16 protein-coding genes are annotated in these 15,960 nt (G+C 47.5%); 11 read left to right on the top strand and 5 right to left on the bottom strand.

What is annotated here, in order from left to right; translation table 11 throughout:
• The first annotated feature begins 1 nt into the window (after position 1).
• The 6 genes from AC2TDN_RS17770 to AC2TDN_RS17795 all read left to right on the top strand — a co-directional run bounded on the left by AC2TDN_RS17770 (position 2) and on the right by AC2TDN_RS17795 (position 4,620).
• Entirely contained in the window at positions 2–619 is a 618-nt protein-coding gene (locus AC2TDN_RS17770; RefSeq protein ID WP_484689427.1) for a putative phage tail protein, read from the top strand.
• Between the two features lie 4 nt (positions 620–623).
• Entirely contained in the window at positions 624–1,562 is a 939-nt protein-coding gene (locus tag AC2TDN_RS17775; protein ID WP_484689428.1) for a hypothetical protein, read from the top strand.
• A gap of 3 nt (positions 1,563–1,565) precedes the next feature.
• Entirely contained in the window at positions 1,566–2,534 is a 969-nt protein-coding gene (locus tag AC2TDN_RS17780) for a hypothetical protein (RefSeq protein WP_484689430.1), read from the top strand.
• A gap of 476 nt (positions 2,535–3,010) precedes the next feature.
• Positions 3,011–3,547: a phage holin family protein gene (locus AC2TDN_RS17785; RefSeq protein ID WP_484689432.1), complete on the top strand. Its 537-nt coding sequence runs from the start codon at positions 3,011–3,013 to the stop codon at positions 3,545–3,547.
• Positions 3,540–4,247, top strand: a complete 708-nt coding sequence (locus AC2TDN_RS17790) for a peptidoglycan recognition protein family protein (RefSeq protein WP_484689433.1) — start codon at positions 3,540–3,542, stop codon at positions 4,245–4,247. The genes AC2TDN_RS17785 and AC2TDN_RS17790 overlap by 8 nt, the downstream gene beginning before the upstream one ends.
• Before the next feature lie 217 nt (positions 4,248–4,464).
• On the top strand, positions 4,465–4,620 hold the full coding sequence (locus tag AC2TDN_RS17795; RefSeq protein ID WP_187768168.1) for a sporulation protein YjcZ: 156 nt from the start codon (positions 4,465–4,467) through the stop codon (positions 4,618–4,620).
• Positions 4,621–4,797: 177 nt separating this feature from the next.
• Here the strand turns inward: AC2TDN_RS17795 and AC2TDN_RS17800 are convergent, their stop codons facing one another.
• Positions 4,798–5,595, bottom strand: coding sequence for an HAD family hydrolase (locus tag AC2TDN_RS17800; protein ID WP_482067599.1), 798 nt, complete (start codon positions 5,593–5,595; stop codon positions 4,798–4,800).
• 494 nt (positions 5,596–6,089) lie between these two features.
• On the opposite strand from AC2TDN_RS17800, the gene AC2TDN_RS17805 reads away from it, so the two are divergent.
• The gene (locus AC2TDN_RS17805) at positions 6,090–6,254 is read left to right on the top strand and encodes a hypothetical protein (protein ID WP_482067598.1); all 165 of its coding nucleotides are present in this window, start codon (positions 6,090–6,092) and stop codon (positions 6,252–6,254) included.
• 102 nt (positions 6,255–6,356) lie between these two features.
• Here the strand turns inward: AC2TDN_RS17805 and AC2TDN_RS17810 are convergent, their stop codons facing one another.
• Genes AC2TDN_RS17810 through AC2TDN_RS17825 form a run of 4 tightly spaced genes read right to left on the bottom strand, consistent with a single transcriptional unit; the run spans position 6,357 to position 10,282 of the window.
• Positions 6,357–6,821 carry a RidA family protein gene (locus tag AC2TDN_RS17810; protein WP_053374277.1) on the bottom strand — a complete coding sequence of 155 codons (465 nt, stop codon included), beginning with the start codon at positions 6,819–6,821 and terminating at the stop codon, positions 6,357–6,359.
• Positions 6,822–6,866: 45 nt separating this feature from the next.
• Entirely contained in the window at positions 6,867–8,471 is a 1,605-nt protein-coding gene (locus tag AC2TDN_RS17815) for an N-acyl-D-amino-acid deacylase family protein (RefSeq protein ID WP_484689437.1), read from the bottom strand.
• A gap of 21 nt (positions 8,472–8,492) precedes the next feature.
• The gene (locus tag AC2TDN_RS17820; RefSeq protein WP_484689438.1) at positions 8,493–9,626 is read right to left on the bottom strand and encodes an alanine racemase; all 1,134 of its coding nucleotides are present in this window, start codon (positions 9,624–9,626) and stop codon (positions 8,493–8,495) included.
• Positions 9,623–10,282, bottom strand: coding sequence for a helix-turn-helix transcriptional regulator (locus AC2TDN_RS17825; RefSeq protein WP_484689439.1), 660 nt, complete (start codon positions 10,280–10,282; stop codon positions 9,623–9,625). The genes AC2TDN_RS17820 and AC2TDN_RS17825 overlap by 4 nt, the downstream gene beginning before the upstream one ends.
• A 360-nt stretch (positions 10,283–10,642) precedes the next feature.
• Here AC2TDN_RS17825 and AC2TDN_RS17830 point away from each other — a divergent pair, with 360 nt between their 5' ends.
• The 4 genes from AC2TDN_RS17830 to AC2TDN_RS17845 all read left to right on the top strand — a co-directional run bounded on the left by AC2TDN_RS17830 (position 10,643) and on the right by AC2TDN_RS17845 (position 15,928).
• The gene (locus AC2TDN_RS17830; RefSeq protein ID WP_484689441.1) at positions 10,643–11,758 is read left to right on the top strand and encodes a CobW family GTP-binding protein; all 1,116 of its coding nucleotides are present in this window, start codon (positions 10,643–10,645) and stop codon (positions 11,756–11,758) included.
• 147 nt (positions 11,759–11,905) lie between these two features.
• Positions 11,906–12,436: a hypothetical protein gene (locus AC2TDN_RS17835; protein WP_484689442.1), complete on the top strand. Its 531-nt coding sequence runs from the start codon at positions 11,906–11,908 to the stop codon at positions 12,434–12,436.
• Positions 12,437–12,738: 302 nt separating this feature from the next.
• Positions 12,739–15,231, top strand: coding sequence for a bifunctional diguanylate cyclase/phosphodiesterase (locus AC2TDN_RS17840; RefSeq protein WP_484689444.1), 2,493 nt, complete (start codon positions 12,739–12,741; stop codon positions 15,229–15,231).
• Between the two features lie 169 nt (positions 15,232–15,400).
• Positions 15,401–15,928: a sigma-70 family RNA polymerase sigma factor gene (locus tag AC2TDN_RS17845; protein ID WP_484689446.1), complete on the top strand. Its 528-nt coding sequence runs from the start codon at positions 15,401–15,403 to the stop codon at positions 15,926–15,928.
• Positions 15,929–15,960: the final 32 nt, after the last annotated feature.

Genomic DNA, 15,960 nt, shown 5'->3' on the forward strand with positions numbered 1-15,960 from the left:
TTTGTCATATGGACTGGCGGTATATGGCGAACAAGGGTATGGGGAAGATGCGGGCGGCGGGGTAGAAGCTCATCATACAGAGATAGATTTAATGAAGTATTTGCCTCCCTATTATCATCAAATACGAGAGATGCAAGTTATTCAGAATCAGCTTGGCGGGGAGATAGGGAAGCAATCGGCTGAGATTGAAGAGGCATTTGCCCAGTATTTTGTGATGTCGGCAACGTGGGGACTTACGCGCTGGGAAAAAGTGCTTGGGCTGGGGAGCGATTCGTCGTTGCCGGATGCTCGCAGGCGCGAGAGCATTATAGCCAAGCTGCGCGGTGCTGGTACAACAACTAAAACCAAAATCATCCAAACGGCTATCGCCTTCTCAGGCGGTGAAGTGAATGTTGTGGAATATCCATCGGAGAGCCGCTTCGAGGTTGTGTTTGTCGGTACAAAAGGGATTCCGCCCAATATGGCTGGCTTTATCCGCATGCTGGAGGATATTAAACCGGCTCACTTAGCTTTTAGTTTGAAATATACCTATACGGTATGGAATCAAATAGAGTCGATGACTTGGCAGCAAGCGAAAAGCAAGACTTGGAGCGAACTAAGAGTTTACGAGGGAGAGTGAAAATATGCAAACAACCGGGAATTTAGGATTAAAAAAGCCGGAAGGCACAGATGTAGTTGATATTGCGGATTTGAATGGGAATGCGGATATTTTGGATACCGCTGTTAGCAATAAGGTCGATAAAGTGGCTGGGAAGCAGTTATCGACGGAGGATTATACCACGGCAGAGAAGACGAAGCTTGCAGGGGTGGCTGATGGAGCTAATGCATATGTACATCCAGCTAATCATCCACCGTCTATTATAACTCAGGATGCTAGTAACCGCTTTGTGACGGATACGGAGAAAACGACTTGGAATGCGAAAGCAAGTACAGCGGTTGCTACTACAACGGTAGCGGGGCTTCAATCTGCCTCTGATAAGGCAAAGTTGGATGGAATTGCAGCTGGAGCAAATAACTACTCGCATCCGGCTAATCATCCGCCATCTATTATAACTCAGGATGCGAGTAACCGTTTTGTAACGGATACGGAGAAAACGACTTGGAATGCGAAAGCGGGCACTGCTTCTCCAGTTTTCACTGGAGTTCCAATGGCGCCTACAGCTGCACAAACTATTAATAACGATCAGTTAGCGACTACAGCTTTCGTTAAGAATGCAGGATCAGCTCTTGGAGTAGCTCGTAGAAACCATGTATACAATCAGCTTATCGGAGTAACTTCAGAGGTTACAGTAAATACGTATACAACTCCTACAACAGGTAACTTCTTAGTAGGAACATACTTACGCTTGACAGGGACGACTACAGTCACGCTGAAAGTGACATATAATGATCCGGGGGGAGCGCAAACAACGTTTCTACTAAATGCTCAGTCTACTCCGTTAGGGAGTTACAGCTTATTACCTTGCTTTATTAATACTACAGCTGGAACTACTATTTCCGTAAAAGTTACCGCATCAATCGCTAACAACATGTTTGTATCATCTACAATAACGGAGGTGTGAGAAATGGGACAAATTTTAGTACCGGGAACAGCATCAGCCGGGGAAGTTCTAGCAGGAAAGAAATTCTCCGCTGGAGTTTTATATGATCAAGCTGGAACAATGATTAATCGACCTGTTACAGCTAATAGTCCTTCATGGTCGGATACTGGAGATACAGCACCAACTGGAGTAGGAAGACATGAAGCTTCGTCCACTTGGACATCTGGAAATGCTTCGGGATCGCTATTCTTTAGACCTCCAGCCGGATACCAAGACGGAACTGACTCGTGGGTTTATGCGAAAGATCCTGATTTTGTACCTTTGAATATTCCAGCAAACAAGAATGTGTTCGGACTCCAAGGTTCGATCCCTGTAAGAGATGGCGGAAATGGAACTGCGTTCCCTCCGTTTACTAACCACCATTCTCCCTCAGAAATAGCTACTTGGTCTGATGGGAACTTATTTGTTCGACCGAATGGAGTAGGTGGGGCAGGAAAACAGCTTTATGAAGGGGATACTTGGCTGCGAGTCAATGACCCTGATTTCATAGCTGCTAACATCAAACAGGGAGTAAATATGTTCGGATTAGCAGGAACTATGCCTGTAGGAAAGCGATTTAAAACAGGACAAGTGACAAACGTGTCTGGATATACATTTGCTAATTATGCTGGTGGTTCATCCACAGGAGAATCAGGCGTCACAATAACAGGACATGGCTTTGTAGTAGGATTTTTTCTCATGACATCTGGACCTAGTACAGTTCCCGGAGTTGGAACAGATGGCATGTTCACATTTGGTAACTGCTCAACTCCTATTCGACATAGAGATGTTTACGATTCTTATAACATTATAGCTGTAAGTGCCTATAATAGTTTTTATGAACAGCCTACTATGTACTGGAGATCATCGGGCTATGATTTTATTAATGATGGTACTACATTTAGATGTCCAGCTTGGGGACAACCTGTAAACTATATTTTATTTGAAGCCTAATAGTTTAAAGGAGAGAAGTTACTGCTAAATAGTAGTGACTTCTTTTTTATTAAGTGAAAATATTATGGAGATTATTGCCGGAGGAGGGAAACAATGCAGTAATCATTCAATATGAAGTACCCTATCCTGTACAAATACATCGCGTCTAAATACAAGACAACAGACAGGAATGATTTTGAATCGTGTACGATACTGAATAACTCAATAGAGCAGCAACATCTATTAATTTCTAATGATAGAAGGACTGTCTAAGGTCGAAATGGAGAAAATTAAATGAATATACTTGAGAATGACTTCTCTTGTATAGCAATGTACCACAAGACTGGCTTTACAGGACAAGCTTCGTAGAATCAGTATAAAAACTGCAAATTTTTATCATATAATGAAAAACGGCATAAATAAGGGCTCCACTTCGGCGTTTTTTTTGCGTTCTAATAAAGTTTCTAATCAAAAAGTATATGAGAGGAGGAATGGATATGTATAATAAATGGTTTGAATTAGACGTGACAGAAGGCAGAGCTATAGCAGCAGGAATAGGTGCTTTTGCGGCTCCTTGGATTGAATTAGCTTATGGTGAAGGTCGAATACTTCCCATTTCATTGCTTTTAGCTGTAATCATTCTCGATTGGATTACGGGGGTTGCGGCATCACTAAAGGATGACACATACAGCTCAGAGTATGGTAGGCACGGTATTTTACGAACATTATTTCTTCTGACATTTCCAATATTAGCGAATTTGCTGGATATGATGATGGGGACACCAGGACTGTTGTTCTATGCCATCACACTTGGTTTGGTTTATCACACCTGGCAGTCACTAACCGCCAACGCCTACCGAGCTGGCTGGGAGAAATGGATTCCTAAATCGGTAATCGAGCATATTGATAGTGAGCTACAAGCGAAGGTAGAACGAGCGACAAAGAGGAGCGGGAGCCGAGATACTAATAGCGATGCAGATCATGCCTCCAAAACTGAATCGACGACAGATAAAAGGAACTCTACTCATGATTAAATACACAATAGACCACATACCTAAAACTACCTCTAACAACCGCCGCCCGGGCCACCTGCTCCTGCCTCAATCCATAACCATTCACAACACCGGGAACCCTTCCAGCTCGGCGAAAAATGAAAGAGCGTGGCTCACCAATGCATCCAATTTGAGAACCGCATCCTATCATTTAGTGGTGGACGAGCACGAGGTAATCGAGTGCTTGCCGCTGAATGAAAATGCATGGCATGCGGGTGACGGAAGCGGCGGAACAAGCGGCAATCGAACCTCGATTGCCATTGAGATCTGTGAGAGCGGGGACTATTCCAAGTCGCTGAACAACGCAGCGGAGCTGGTGGCGAAGCTACTAAGGGAGTACGGCTGGGGCGTGGAGCGTCTTCGTCGTCACTACGATTGGAGCGGGAAGATTTGCCCGAGACTAATGTATGATGAAGGGAAGTGGACAGGCTGGTTTGCTTTTAAAAATAAAGTGGCAGAGATCCTGCATATGCAATTGCCTACGACTACGCCAATGCCAACGGATCGAAGATCGGATTTGATTTTATCGGATGGTGAGCATAAGCTTCTGGTTGAAACGCTTAGTCGTTTTACGGATCAAAAGCTTCTGGAGGATTCCAAATGGAAGCAGAAGGCGGAGCAAGGCTCCCTAACCCTCTCGGAGCTGGCATGGCTTAACACAATAATTCTTTCGCGAAAATAAATGATCCTCGCTAACTCATATGGTCTGCGGGGACCACTTTTTGTTTTAGAATCTATACAAAGACCACCCAGCTCGCTCTCAAAAACATCATTACTAGGCGTTTCAATATACCCCATAAATAACCATTTAGGCATTTGCTCATTTCCTCCAAAAGCCCATACTTTTTTCGCTCAGAATCATAGAATACTGTGTAAGTTAACAAAAAGGAGATGAACACATGAGCTATGGAGTAGCAGGTGCTAATGTAGGACCTGGACACTGCGCACCTTATCCAGTTGCAGGCGTAAGCAATTGCGGCGGCGGATTCTCAAGCATTGGATTTATTCTCGTTCTCTTTATCCTACTTGTCATTATTTCTCGTTCTTGGCTGTAATAGTCGCCAAGCAAAAGCTAACGCGTGATCCAATCTATGCGTATATCCACTAACTGCAACTATAATAACATCCCCGCTGGCCAAAGCCGCGGGGATGTTATATTTAATCTTTATGGACAAGCTGTGGCTAACGTTTACTCCACAATGGTGCTAGCGACATTTTTTTTGATTGCCTTATCAACCGATAGGCTTAAGTGAGAGCAGCGACTCAATTTCGAGAAGCGACTTGATTTCGAAGGTTGGCTGAGCGGCGCTGCTTGGCAGCGGCTGCCCTGATCGATTCAGCCAGGCACTTGCCATTCCAGCCCGGCTTGCACCCAAAATATCGGTAAACAAATTGTCCCCGACCATTAAGCACTCCTCAGTCTTCAGCCCCGCAAGCTCCATACAATGCTCGAAGATCTTAGGGGAGGGCTTGCCGCAGCCCACCTCACCCGAAATGACAATATGGCTGAAAAAAGCAGATAAGCCGCTCACGCCAAATAGCTTCTCTTTCTGTAAATCAGGCGTACCGTTGGTGAGCAGCATTAGACGGTAATGAGTATGTAAGGAATTCAGCGCTTGAAAAGTATCTTCATATATATAAGGACGCTTTCGCCTCTCCTCCGGAAATGTTTCCGCAAGCTCGGCCGCCAGCTTTTCGTTATAAATACCCAGCTCCTTTAATCCGTTTCCCCATACCCTTTTACGATACAGGGGTGCAAGTTCTCGCATGCGCTGAAGCTCCGGCGCAGCCCCATCATCAAAGCGGGCCCACAACGCTTCCATCGCTGTGACTTCAATATTTGCTAGGTACGAATAGTCTTCCAGTTCCTCAAATAAAGAATGGGCATGGCTAATAACAGCCTGCTTAAGCAGCGAGGAATCTGAGTCTTTTGCCAACTGCGCTGCCTTGCATGTTGCATCAAGCGATTCCTCGGTGCTTTTCTCATCCCATATAAGCGTATTATCCAGATCAAAAATGATAGTATTCATCGGTTTACAATCCGTCCTTTTTTTTGGTTGGTAGTTTGCTATAAAAAAAAGCTAATAGTTTCATATAATCATACGGTAGATTGCGTGAGCAGGGCAATAAGAAAGGGATAACGTGTAAGCGGGAAAGAGAGCGGAAAGACCATTCGAGTGAAGCACCAAATGGAGACAGTAAGAAAACGAGGTACGGTGGCGCCATAAAAATGAACGTGGAAAGGGAAGAGTCGGCATATGTTCGGCGAGAGGTGGAGCAGGCTGAGGAGAAAAGAAGGATTGGACGGGCTGCCGCTTCTCTTATTCAAGATAAGGACGTTGGCCTTTAAGTCTCCCATGACTTAAAGGTTTTTTTATTTGTGCGTAATGATGACCCAATCGCAAATCATGCAAAAGTGTGGGCTTCTGGAAAAATGTACAGGAGCACATTTATCGCAATAGCCTATACACATTTCGCCATAAATCATAGGATACTGTACCTTAATAAAAAAGGAGATGAACAAATGAGCTATGGAGTAGGGGGAGTTGGCGCAGGTAACTGCGGTCCGGCTTATCCAGTTGCAGGCGTCGGAAGCTGCGGGTCGGTAGGCGGATTAGGTACTGGACTTGGCATTATATTGGTACTTTTCATTCTGCTTGTTATTATTTCCCGTTCTTGGTGGAGCTAGTAGACTAAGCTTACTTGTAAATCGGTTAAATTGCGTTTCCACTAATTGAAATAGCATTCAAAACCCCCAAGTGCCTGAGCCTTGGGGGTTTTGCATGGCTTGCTACTCGCGAACTTCTGCGATGAGCTCAATTTCAACTGGCGTATGGAAGGGAAGGTCGCTTGTACCGATAGCAGACCGGGCATGGCGGCCATTTTCGCCGAACACTTCAATTAGCAAATCGGATGCGCCGTTAAGCACGTACGGCTGATCGCCGAAGCCGGGAGCGCTGTTGATAAAGCCGAGAATTTTGACGATTTTCACAACGCGGTCAAGATCTCCTAGGTGAGCTTTCATTGCTGCAAGCAGGTTGATTACGATTTGGCGCGCTGCTTCTTGTCCTTGCTCAATCGTAAGGTCGGAGCCTACTTTTCCTTCGTACATAAGAACGCCATCGATGCGGCAGTCAAAGCCCGAAGTGTAGATGAGATTGCCTGTTTGGTTCACCGGAATGTAGGAAAATTTCGGTTTTGTTGTTTCTGGCAAAGTAATTCCAAGTTCGGCAAGACGTTTTTCAATAATGGACATGATGATAACAGCTCCTCTTAAAATAATTTATATAGTAATGGTCAGCTAGTGCGTGCAGCAATGCTGCGCGCGAATAAGCTGTCCTTCACGCTTATGTGTATGTGTGCCATTCGCCAGTGTAAGCTGGCCGGCGACGATAACCTTCGAGATGCCTGACGGGTATTGACGCGGCTCCTCGAAGGTGGCTGTATCTTGGATAACAGCCGGGTCAAAAACGGTAATGTCAGCGATGTAGCCCGGTACAAGCAGACCACGCTTGCCAAGCTTAAAGCGCTGAACTGGGAATGATGTCAGCTTGCGAACCGCTTGCTCTAACGACAGCACCTTGTCCTCGCGTACATATTTGGCGAAGACGCGCGGGAAGGTGCCGTATGTCCGCGGATGCGGCTTGCCGATCTCGCAGTTCAGGCTGTCGGATGCGATTAGCGACTTCTCGTAGCCAATGACCTGCTTCACGTCGTCATCCGACATATGGAAGTAGACGATAGCGATTTGGCCGTTCTCCTCGAGCAGGAGATCCATCATGCAGTCGATCGGGTGCTGGCTGCGAAGCTCGGCAACCTCGGCAATCGATCTGCCTTCAAGGCTTTTGTTCGCTTCGGTCTGCATCGACGAGATGATGATGCTGGACCAGCCAGTGGAGCATACGAGGTTGTCCCACGTTTCTTGCTCATGGCTGAGCTCCTCCTTGATGCGTGCGCGAAGCGCTTTATCGCGAAACGCTTCAAGCGTTGCATCAATGCCGCCCTCAAGCACCCAAGGAGGGAGGACGGTCGTTAGTGTCGTCGAGCCTGCAGCGTAAGGGTACACGTCGACCGTGACGTCCATGCCGCGTGCCCTTGCCGCTTCCACAAGCTCGAGCGCATCCAGCGCTTTGCCCCAGTTGGCGCGTCCCGCTGCCTTCAGATGGCTGATATGAAGCGAGATGCCTGCCCGTTCCGCGATCCAAATGACCTCGGCAACGGAAGGCAGCAAATTGTTGCCCTCTCCGCGAATATGAGTGGAGAGCAGGCCGTTATACTTCGGCAGCACGCTGCAAAGCTCTGCAAGCTCTTCGCGGGAGGTGTAGCTGCCCGGCGCATAGAGCAGGCCAATTGATAAGCCGATCGCGCCAGCGCGCAGCCCTTCTTCAAGGAGCGATTTCATCCGTTCGATCTCGTCCTTTGACGCAGGGCGGTTCTCGAAGCCCATCACCGCGATACGAAGCGCTCCGTGCGCGACATAGGTGGCGATATGTTCGGAAGGATTCGAGCGGCCTACAAAATCCATATATTGGCCGACCGTTTCCCACGGCCATTCCCAGCTCGTACTGCCGAGAACGGGCTGCACGTACGTTTGCAGCAGGCCGGCTTTTTCCCGAACGAATGGAGCGGGAGCAAGCCCGCAGTTGCCGACAACCTCAGTCGTCACGCCTTGCTGCAGCTTAATTTCGCTGTGGGGGTGATCGATAATCATGAGGTCGGAGTGACAGTGTCCATCGATGAAGCCGGGAGAGATAACCTTGCGTTTAACATCAATAACCTGCTCAGCTTCTTGATCAATGCGCCCGATGGCAACGATAAGGCCATCCTTTACGCCTACATCGCCGTTATACCAAGGATTGCCGCTTCCATCAACGATTTTGCCGTTTTTCAGAATAAGATCGAGCATGCTTTGATCCTCCTCTTCTCGCTATTCGAGCATTCCACGTGCCGCTACGGACGTTTTGCGCAGCACGCCTGTCGATTCCTTGATGTAGACGAAGCTGTGCAAATTGACCGTGCTGCAAATGTGATTAGGGATGATGCGAATGACATCCCCGACTTGATAAGCAGAATCCGGCTTCACGTGAATCATGCCATGCTCTTCATTCATTCGCTCAAGCACCGCATCGGGATCTCCGACGATATGGCCGAAGCCCTTGAGGAACAGCGGCGCATGGCCTGGCTGCACGTCGGTCGCGAAAGTTTTGCTGCCGCCGTCGATGATAATCAAATCTGGCGAAGGACGGCTTACGATTGTAGCGTGCACGGCGCCAGCGCAATCTTCAAGGGTAGTGATGCCAAAGACGGTTTGCATCCGATCTTGATAAATGTAAGTGCCTGGACGAACCTCCGTCACGCCATCTACCTCGGCTGCGGCAACAGACGTTGGCGAGGAGCCGACGCTCACATCTTGAATCGCGATGCCGGCGCTTCTTAAGACAGCCGCCGCATCAGCCATTAAGCGGCCTTCTTCAAGACCGGCTGCTCTCACATCCAGGGTTGATGCTCCTGCAACCATCGTGCCGCGATACGTGAAGATGCCGCTTAGCTTAATCCCCTTAAGCTCGGTGATTTGTTTCGCGAGCTGTACCGCTGTATCGATCGCCGCTCCCGTACGCTTCAGCCCGGTATCGAGCTCGAGGCGCACCTCAAGCTCAGCGCCGGCGCGGGAAGCTGCTTCAGAAATCCGCTTTGCGCCTTCTAGACTATCCACTCCGATGATTAATCGAACACCTGATAGACTTAGGCGGGCGGCACGTTCAATCTTGGATTTCGCGATAATTGGATATGCGACGAATATATCGCGAATGCCGTTGTCCGCCATCACTTCAGCCTCGGAAATTTTTGCAACGGTAATGCCGATGGCGCCAGCAGCGAGCTGTCTTGCGGCCATCTCTGGCAGCTTATGCGTTTTCGCATGGGGACGGAGCTTTACGCTAAATGGCTTCACTTTCTCCGCCATAGCGGCGATATTGGCATCAACAAGATTGCTGTCGATGACAAGGCAGGGGGTTTCCAGCTCACGTCCGTCATACAATGCTGTGTTCAAGTAGTCACTCATTCTACGATTCCTCCATCGCTGTCTGCGCCTTTGGCTTCATCCAAATAGCTGTACAGCGTAAATTTAGAAATGCTCAGGTAGCTGCAAACCTTCTCGCCCGACTTTTTAATGAGAAAAGCTCCCTTTTGATCGAGCAATTGAATGAATTTGATTTTGTCTTCCTTGGCCATAGTCGCTGGCGGCTTGCCAATCGTTTCTTGCGCTTCTTGCAAAAGCGAATCGAGCAGGTCGCTCACATTGCTGACGAAGGATTCTCGAACCGGCGTAAAGCCGCTTGCCGTCAGCGATTGAAGCGTTTTCTCCGCCACCATCAGATCGGTGATGTCGAAGTTGATGCATAGCGCTCCGATAATGGTGCCTGCGTTGTTTTTGACATACATGGAGGTAGACCGAAGAATTCGCCCGTCCTTCGTTTGCGTTACATAGTTATGGCGATTGTCGCCCTCGGACGTTCCCCGCATAATTTCGAGACCTAGATTCGTGCCAGGGTCTCCGATCTCTCGTCCTGTTACATGGCCGTTCTCGATGATAACGATCGTGCTGTCCACCGGCTTCGACCAGTCGTGCACGACAACCTCGCAGCGCTCTCCGAATTGCGCCGTAATACCCTTGGCCATCTCTGTCAAAAAGAGAAATTCCTGCGATATTGATTCCACCCTGCGATCACACTCCCGTCTTCCATAAAGCCTCGTTGCCCACATGGTACTACGACTTGCACAAAAAATCAAACAAAAAATCTGTTAGCCTAAAAAAAAGTATGATTGGATATTTTTATTCTTTTATGCTTCCCGACACGACATCGGAAGAGGTGATGAAGCATGTGCTGGATCAGCAGTTCATTAAAGCGGAAGCTGTCCTGTTTAAGTAGCAGCAAATGCGGTGAAAATAATAAATTTGACTCTTTAAAGCCGTTTTAATGATTTCTAAGCTCAAATAGGTGAAAGAGCGTAACAGTTACGATATAATATGACCATTCATGCTCGGTTTAAAATATGGCATACGGGAGATATCACACGATGACGACAAATAATGAACAAAATATACCGGTACATTTACTGTCAGGCTTTCTAGGGAGCGGGAAAACGACGCTGCTAAGAAGAATGCTGGACTATTACACTGCGCAAGGCAAGAAGCCAGCCGTTATTATGAACGAGCTTGGGGATATCAACTTGGATGGCCAGCTGGTAGGCGATGAGGTGCCAATGGCGGAAATGCTGAGCGGCTGCATTTGCTGTACGATGCGCGGCGATTTGGGCATGGAGATCAGCACGCTGATCAATGAGCATCAGCCGGATGTCATCTTTATTGAATCCACGGGTGCCGCCAATCCGATGGAAACGCTGGACGGGGTAACCGAGGCGGCTATGTACAAATCCATTGATCTACGCAGCGTTATTACGGTCGTCGATGGGCCTGAGCTGCTCGCGCGCCGCGCCCGCAAAGGACGGACATTCAAGCTGATGCAGGAGCAAATCCGCTGCGCGACGATTTTGTTATTGAATAAGGCGGACAAGCTTGAGCCGGATCAGCTCGTGGAGGCGCAGCAGCAATTGCGAGAGTTAAATGCCCATGCTCAGATCATTGCGACTGTACGATGCGCGATTGACGATTGGAGCTGGCTGGATGCAGAAGTGGAATCGCACGTGCAGGAGCATCAGCTCACAGACATGGAAGCGCGGCATATAGCCGCTCATACACATGGCGAAAGCGAGGAATGCACAGTCGCAGGCTGCACGCATGCCCATGCCCATGACCATGCAACCCATCCAGCCCATCCAGCCCATCCAGCCCATGCAGCCCATGCAGCCCATGCAGCCCATGCCCATCATCATTCGCACGAGCATGTCATGGTTGTCACGCATTATTGGCGCACCCCGATAAGCAGCGAGGCATTTGAGTCGCTGCTTCAGCGGATGCCGGACAACATTTACCGGGCGAAGGGGATCGTGACGTTTACGGATGCGCCAAGCCGCTTTCTTTTTCAATATGCCTATAAGGAGTCAGATTTTCTTAGAATTGATCCGCAGGGAAAAGTAAATGATGTTGCCGTATTTATTGGTGAACATTTCTCAAAGGCTTGGCTGCTGCGCGAGCTGGAGCTTCTGGAGCAAGCAGAGCATACTGCGGAATAATGCAGATTAGCCAGACTATCTCCATCAGATCTTGTCGAAAAATGCCATCATCATGTCTATTCAGGTGAATGCTTGGGCAAAATAAGCCAGATGAGGCGTAACCATATTGCCTCTGCATCACGAAAGAATGGAAAGGTGTGGCAGCAAATGATTAAAAAATGGTTTATTCCCGCCGTGGCGCTTGCCGTGCTGTTTTCGGTCGCTCCCGTATGGGCGGCAAAATCGGCAGCGGCATTACCGGGAGCTTCATTAGTCATTCAGCACCCTAAAGAGTCCGATATGGACAGCGAGCATAAGCATCACAAGGGAAAAATGACGCGTAAAGATTTTGAAGCTTATCGACTAGAGAAGCTGAAGGAAATGGCGATCTATTTCGGCATCCAAACCGAAGGCAAGAACGCCAATCAGTTGAAGAAAGAAGTAGAGGCAGCGAAGCTTGCGAATAAAGATAAGTGGGAAGCGTTCAAAGCGGAGCATCAAGCAAAGCGGCTGGAGCATTTGCGCAAAATAGCCGAGGAGCATGGCATTAAGACAGAGGGCAAATCATCGGAGCAGCTGCGTGAGGAGCTTTACAAACTTCATGGCGGGAAAGGCAAACGTCCTCATCGTTTGGAGGATCATGACCGCGCGATTGAAGATAATGGCGATAAGCAAAAGGAAAAGCAAAACCAAGTATAAGCTGCATAAGCAAGCGCCGCCAAGTCATCGACTGGGCGGTTTTTTTGTATATGAACAAAGAAAGAGAAGAGAATGAAGGTTGCTATTAATCCTTACTATTTCTTTAAAAAAGGTCTATTGACTCTTGTTGACAGTTATACAGAGTGAATAAAGTAGTTTTTTGTCGAATTATATAGTGTTTTTATCCTATTTTTATCATTGTGCTGGATGCAAATTGTCAAGTATACTAGAACTAAATCATAATTTGACAAATTACGTCGTTTTTTTTGCTTTCTCCGACAACAAGGGGCTGATAGATTGAGATGAGAAAGATTAAGTTAAGCATTGCTCAAAAGTTAATTTTATCTCTTGGCCTGCTTGTTATTCTTTCATTTGGAATTTTAGTACCCGCCCACCTCAATAAGCTATACCATTCGAACCTGCGTGAAAGCGAGCTTATCGCTCAGACGCAGTCGATAGACTACATAAATCCTTTCTCCAATTCAATGGATCAGACAATGGCGATGCTGAGCACGCTTGAAGAAACAATGCTTCAGAGGAATAAATATGGTTTGCAAAATCGGGAATTCATCGTCAATTTGCTGCAGCAGGTGCTAGGGAAGCATCCGGAACTACTAGGCATCTTTACGTTGTGGGAGCCTAATGCGTTTGAGGGGGAAGATGAGCGCTACCGAAACATGAACAGTTACGATGATGCAACGGGGCGATTTATTCCCTATGTGGTGCGCAAGGACGATTCCATTCAAGTCATCGCAATTAAAGACTATGAGGATAAGATGAAAGGTGTCTTTTATCAACTGCCAAAAAAAGACAAGTCTTTCTCATTAATAGAGCCGTACTCTTACGAAATTGATGGCAAATCAATATTGATGACATCGCTAGTGCTGCCCATTTTGGATGAGCAAGGCAAATTTTTAGGGGTAGTAGGAGCAGATTATTCACTGGAATCGGTGCAGAAGAAAATCGAAGGTTTCCGGCCGCTTGGCGGTTATGCCAGCATTGTAACGACCAAAAATAAATATTTGGCTAACGGCAGCAATCCAGCGCTTGTGAATACCCCATATCTTCTATGGGAGGGTATTGATGAGCTGGAAGCAATGAAAGGGACGAAGCTTAGACTTAGCTATACGACCGAACCTGGTGAAAGCGGGACTGTACTGCGGATGTTTTATCCGATTCTAATCAATAATGTTCTTTGGCATATTGAAACGGTTATTCCCAAAAAAAATATGCTCTCGGACTATTATAAAAGTTTGAAAGAATCGATTCTCATAACAGCATTTGCCCTGCTTTTAATGACGTTCGTGATGGTACTTCTTGTTCGGAAAATCATCTTGGTGAATATTAATAAGGTTGTGCAGGCAACCTATGCTTTCGCTATGGGAAAAGAAGAGCATCAGCTCATCATACATACGAATGATGAATTTGAATTTATGGCGAAGCATTTCAATAATATGCTTGCCCAGAAGAAGGAAGCAGCGCGTCTGATCGAGTACCAATCGAAGCATGATTTAATGACCGGCTTGCCCAATCGGTACGCTTATCGTCGCTATATGGAAGGGATAGTTGCTGAGAACGCTAGGACACAGGGGCCAGTTGCGTTGCTCTTCATCGACCTTGACCGATTCAAAATGATTAATGATACGCTTGATCTCGCGATGGGCGACCAATTGCTCAAGGAGATAGCAGCACGGATCGTGAGTGCAATTGACGGCGGCGGAAGTGTATTCTGGTTCGGGGGCGACGAGTATATTGCGCTGTTGGAAAACACAATTCACCTCCACCAAATCACCTACATAGCGGAAGAAATATTGTCGATTATTTCGGAGCCTGTTAAGCTCAAGGATCGGATCTTCTATATAACGGCAAGCATTGGAATAAGCATTCATTATGAGTTAAGCGCAAGCACTGCGGACCAGCTTGTTAAGGAAGCGGATATTGCGATGTACGTCGCCAAGAAAGAGCGCAACACAAGCAAAATTTATACTTCTTCCATGAATGATGTGCCGAAGAAGGAGCTGATTCTTGAGAACAGCATGTTCAAGGCGCTTGAGATAGGCCAATTTATGCTTTATTACCAGCCGAAGATTGATGTAGCTTCCGGAGCCATCTATGGAGCGGAAGCATTAATACGCTGGAAGCATCCAGAGCTTGGCATGGTTTCCCCGCTTGATTTTATCCCAATTGCGGAGAAGACAGGCTTTATTATCCCGCTGGGCGAATGGGTGCTGTACACAGCTTGCCAGCAAATTAGCGAATGGGAGCGGATGGGCTTATCGCTGCTGTCGGTGAGCGTGAATATGTCGATGATTCAATTCCAGCAGAAGCAAATCGTCCATACGATTGAACGGATTATTTCCGATGCGGGCATTCGCCCTGAGCAGATCGAGCTGGAAATTACAGAGTCGATCTTCATGGACAACCCCGCGCATACGCTCAAAATATTGCATGAGCTGCAGCAGCTTGGCGTTAAGCTGTCGCTTGATGATTTTGGCACCGGCTATTCGTCGCTTAGTTATTTGCAGAACATTCCGCTGCATACGCTGAAGCTCGATAAATCGTTTATTAACGGCATTGTAGGCGATTTTAAAAAGCAGATGATATTCAAATCCGTCGTCGTCATCGCACATAATTTGAATTTGCGCGTCGTGACCGAAGGCGTCGAGACGCAGGAAGAGCTGAGTATCATTTCCGATCATAATTGCGATGGGGTTCAGGGCTATATTTTTAGTCCTCCCGTTCCTGCTCCTCGATTCGTTCAGATTTTTATGGAGCATAATAAGCAAGAAGCTTAACAGACTACCGTCTCGCGTCTAACGTGGAGGCGGTTTTTTTTTATAGCGAAATGAAGGAAATAGCCCTTTTTATTTGGTAAAATAATATTTTTCACAGAAGCTGTTACAAAACGATGGAAGATAACGTCTTCCTTATAGCTTGAGCAAAAAATGCAAGGAGGACAACGGAATGAAACATTCGGCGCCGGATTTGTTTCGTCAACAATTTAATCAGCATTATCCGTCGGTAAGACGCAAGCTGATTGCGCTTATTCGCGATGAAGCAGCCGCTGAGGATCTCGCCCAGGAAACATTTCTAAGGCTCTACCGGACTCCGCCGGATCAGCCTGAAGCAATCGGAGGCTGGCTTCAACGAGTACTGACGAGGCTGGCCTATGACTATATGGATAAGAAAGCGCGCGAGCGCGCACTGACGCAAAAGCAGGAGCAGAGCATGCTGGCGCAGCCGCAAGCGATGCCCTCCCATGAGGAGCGGGTTATCGACAAGGGCGAGCAGGAGCAGGTTCGGGTGTGGCTCGATTCATTGCCCGAGCGTGACAAGCAGATGCTGCTGCTGCGATATGAGGGCTATAGCTATGCGGAAATTGCGGAGCAGCTTCAAGTGCGCCAGCCTCAGGTCGGCACGATGCTGCGCAGAGCTGGAGAGAGACTGAAGCGGCATGCACTCAAAGCAGAGGGTGCAATGTCCAACGAGTAGAGTGACCATCTATGAAGCTTGGTTAGATCGGT

The sequence above is a fragment of the Paenibacillus sp. Y660 genome, from assembly GCF_057221575.1.